This is a genomic window from Methanospirillum sp., from assembly GCF_035560735.1.
Taxonomy (GTDB): domain Archaea; phylum Halobacteriota; class Methanomicrobia; order Methanomicrobiales; family Methanospirillaceae; genus Methanospirillum.
The window spans coordinates 1-3765 of record NZ_DATMYY010000176.1; the positions used below are offsets into that span (position 1 = coordinate 1).

Consider the following 3765-nt stretch of genomic DNA (forward strand, 5'->3'; position numbering starts at 1 on the left):
AACCGGATTCGAATTTTCTTTTAGAACCGGGATTTCCGATGGGGGGGTTCCTTGTAGAATCCGGTCTGCCATCAGGGCTGCATCTCTACCCTGATCATACTGGGAGATGAGTGCTCCACCTATAATCCCATCACCCATTCCATAATACCAGAGATGGAAAAGGGGGACATGCAGGTTCTGCTTTATGAACTGAAGGCTCTCGTCAAAATCTGTAGTAACCTGGTTTTTATCCTTACTAGCCGAGAGGAGAAGTACTGAAGAGGACTGATTTATTGCCTGTAATTTCAGGGCATATTCATTCCAGGTCAGGTTAGCAAGCGAAAGAACCGTTAGATTGTATCCGGGGTAGGAGGAGATATATCCAAGAAATTTTTCAGCATCTGCTTTTCCACTGATGGTATCGTCAGATAAGGCAATAATCGTTCTGGCATCAGGTTGCAGTTGGATCATCAGATCAATGGTCTCTTTCACAGAGACTTCTTCCATCATACCGGTGATGAAAGGGTTTTTTTCAGGAAGATCTGCTCTGCTTTGCTCATTGATTCCAAAGAAGACGATCGGTGTGTTGTTGAATAACTCATGCTGCTTTTCGAGAGCAAAATTAAGAGCCATATCATCAGCAACGAGAATGAGATCATATGCTGGAAGACGTCTGATTTTTTTGGTTAAACGCTGTGAAAACTCATTAATATCTTCAGGAGATGGAAAACGTTTGGCATCCATGAACTCAATGTCAAGGTCCACATTTTCAGGGGAGAGAACTGATTTTACCCCATCAATCTGATGAAAGACCGTGGGAAAATCAGGACTATATGAACTAATAAGAAGAACATGAGGATTCGTATGGATCTGACCAGGACTCAGATCACCCAGGGACTCAGCAATACAGCAAAACAAAACAATTGTTAGTACAAGGAGGAACACTCTGCTATGGTTCAAATCACTCTCCTCCTATGACAGAGGTATTCACCATATTGAGGGATAAATCTCACTGATAGCAGAGGATATGGAAGTACTCAATGAACCAGTGAGATCGTAAGAGAGGAGGAAAAAGTACTCCCTGGGAACAATACCTATTTAATTCCTGAACGAAGAACAGAATAAGAGGAGACAATCAGATGGCATCACCACTTCTTGCAGCAATATTATCGTTTTTTATACCCGGACTCGGCCAGTTCTATACCGGACAACTGACAAAAGCAATTGTTCTCTTCATTGCAGCGGTGATATTCGCATTGCTCTCAACAATTATCATTGGAATTCCGTTTTACATTATTGTCCTTGTCTACAGCATCGTTGATGCTTACAGCGCTGCTAGCAAGAACTAATATACAGTAATGAAATGAATTCACCCCTTCCCCATAACTTTTCCCGATCTCCTGTTGAGGAGGTCTGCTGTTCTCTTGTCCTGATAACAGAACCTGTCTCGTTTACAATTGCTCCCCCATATCCGGGATGGGGATCAATCAGAAACAGACTTACAGATGAGATCGCAGGACTGAAAGATGTCAGTGAGGTAGCAGGATGCAGCCTGCAGTACAGGGATCGATTTCTTCTCGACACAGATGAATTTTCAAGGGTTATCAACGAAATTAAACCAGATCTCTTTCATACAGACCTGATTTCTGATAAAGAATACTTGGTAATCCCTATTACCCAATGGCTGGAACATCGGGTATGTATCAGGACAAGCCATGAGACAGGAGAGCAGCTGGCCTGGATTTTAACCTTCAATATTCAAACCTGTGCAGCATTTAGACCTGAAAAACCTGATGATATTCTCTCTTGGTTCGATAAAGCTCATGCAGTCATCCACACCCTCTTTGATCTGATCGTTCCAGAAGAGATCATTGAACAGATCAGGTGAGAGATCAGGAACATATACCTAACAGGTCTGATGTTCCAAGATAATCCGCTATAAGCGTGGATATATTCACTGATCCGGCAGGCTCAAAGAGTTCTCTTCGTATGATGATTCCGTTACTCTGATTGAGCACCCCTTCGCCTTGAATCCTGGAGAATATATTGTTTGCACAGGTCTCATCAAACACGTAATGCCAGTATATGCCTGCATTATCTGATACAAAGAATGCCGGATTCAGGATCAACGACGATGGGCCCGATGCAGCCCGATACCCGGTCATGTTCTCGTACAAACTGTTATACTGGTTTATGAAATCAGGAGTTACATTTTCAGAGTGGATTTCAAGATCCAAAAGCGAGAGGAAGTAAGGATACACTCCGATGTATCCCGGACCCCAGCCTGCATCTTCTCCATGACAGGCGAGTATCTGGTCATGTATTGATGAATACTGATCTTCTTGAGTACCTGTAACTCCAAGGCGATCCAATACTTCAGGAGTCCATAAAAACTTCTCGAAAAACAGCGAAAAGACCTCACTGTAACCCCTTGGATCACGTGCACCACTGGAAAGAGTTGCATACCTGCCGGTGGTAAGGCTGTGTCTTAAGAGATGCCCATACTCATGAAATAGCACCTGGATATCAACTGGTGAGAGAGAGATCTTTCCAATCTCCTCACGTTCAGGGACAGATATAATCAGGGCTGAAACAGGAGGGATCCATATCCCATCTGATTCATGACCGGCACGAAGGTAGTATGTCTTTCCGGTTGTACTTCCTGCACCGGGATAAGTTTTTATCCAGAGATAATACCAGGCCTGTGTATTTAGAGATCCAGGATCTGTGATCCTGTAGAGATACATACCAGAAGGAACTGATGATGGAACTGGCGTTATCGAGATCCCAAACAGATCTGCCACAAGATTGTTGAGACGTTTGACTACGAGATCAGCAGAAACAGTTGTTGAACATGATACAGTCGATACATTTGTCTGATTTACCTTTGACCGAAGAAGGGGAATTTCATAATCATAGACCGCCGTTGCTCCGGGATTTGACTTCTGTTTTTCTTGTAGGAGTTCTGTAGCTTCTTTATGAGATGCCTGGCTGTAAGGAACTGATTTATTGGTAAGATATGAAAGGAGTTTTGCTCGATCAACCGGGACACCAGACTGGGCAATCTGATAATCTACAAATGAATTATACCCGATAAGTGCTGTGATCTGCTGCCTCATGCTAATAATATCAGGAATCAGCGGAAGGTTTAGTGATGCATTTCCATCCTGCTGATTTGCATAGTAAACCGAGCAACGTTCAGAGAGGTTTCTGCCAAGAATGCTCATCTCATTCTTTACTTCAGCGGGAAGAGAGGCCAGCCTGAAATCTTCTGTAAGTCTGTCATGGAGCTCTGAATCTACTTTCTGATCAGGAGTTACCATAGAAAGGGCGTGAGCGATATCCTCACGCAGGTATACTGAATTAAAAAATTCATCACGTTGATATGAGGCATATTCAGCTTCCTTCTTTACAGCAAGGTCGCCGGTAACATCAGCGATCAGTGAATATTTGAGAGTCTGCTCATCAAAATCAGCAAGGATTGCATCCAGCCTGACATCAGTGTTCGTAAATGTCCGGGAAGTATCGGGTATTGCTGTGAGATCATCGAGTTTCCGGGTGGTTTCAGTGATGGTCCGGTTTATCTCAACGGGAATTTCTCCAGGAAGATAGGTTAACTGAACAGGATCTCCGATGTCTGGAGATATGTGCCAGGTGTAGATAGGGTTCTGATTACCAGGAATCCAGATTACCGGAATGGCAATGAGTACCAGAAACAGGATCACTACTCCTGTCAGGATGACTTTCCGGCCCATACTCTTGTATTAGTGTCAGAGAGATATGAAG

General features: G+C 43.5%; 4 protein-coding genes. 2 read left to right on the plus strand and 2 right to left on the minus strand.

Going from position 1 to position 3765, the window contains the following annotated elements:
* The coding region (locus tag VN429_RS05310; protein WP_325630591.1) for an ABC transporter substrate-binding protein at positions 1-939 on the minus strand (939 nt) is incomplete at its 3' end.
* 179 nt (positions 940-1118) lie between these two features.
* Here VN429_RS05310 and VN429_RS05315 point away from each other — a divergent pair.
* Together VN429_RS05315 and VN429_RS05320 are read left to right on the plus strand one after the other, a co-directional pair.
* Entirely contained in the window at positions 1119-1328 is a 210-nt protein-coding gene (locus tag VN429_RS05315) for a DUF5683 domain-containing protein (RefSeq protein WP_325630593.1), read from the plus strand.
* Positions 1329-1342: 14 nt separating this feature from the next.
* Positions 1343-1867, plus strand: a complete 525-nt coding sequence (locus VN429_RS05320) for a TIGR04255 family protein (protein WP_325630595.1) — start codon at positions 1343-1345, stop codon at positions 1865-1867.
* A 4-nt stretch (positions 1868-1871) separates the two neighbouring features.
* Here the strand turns inward: VN429_RS05320 and VN429_RS05325 are convergent, their stop codons facing one another.
* Entirely contained in the window at positions 1872-3734 is a 1863-nt protein-coding gene (locus VN429_RS05325) for a M3 family metallopeptidase (RefSeq protein WP_325630597.1), read from the minus strand.
* Positions 3735-3765: the final 31 nt, after the last annotated feature.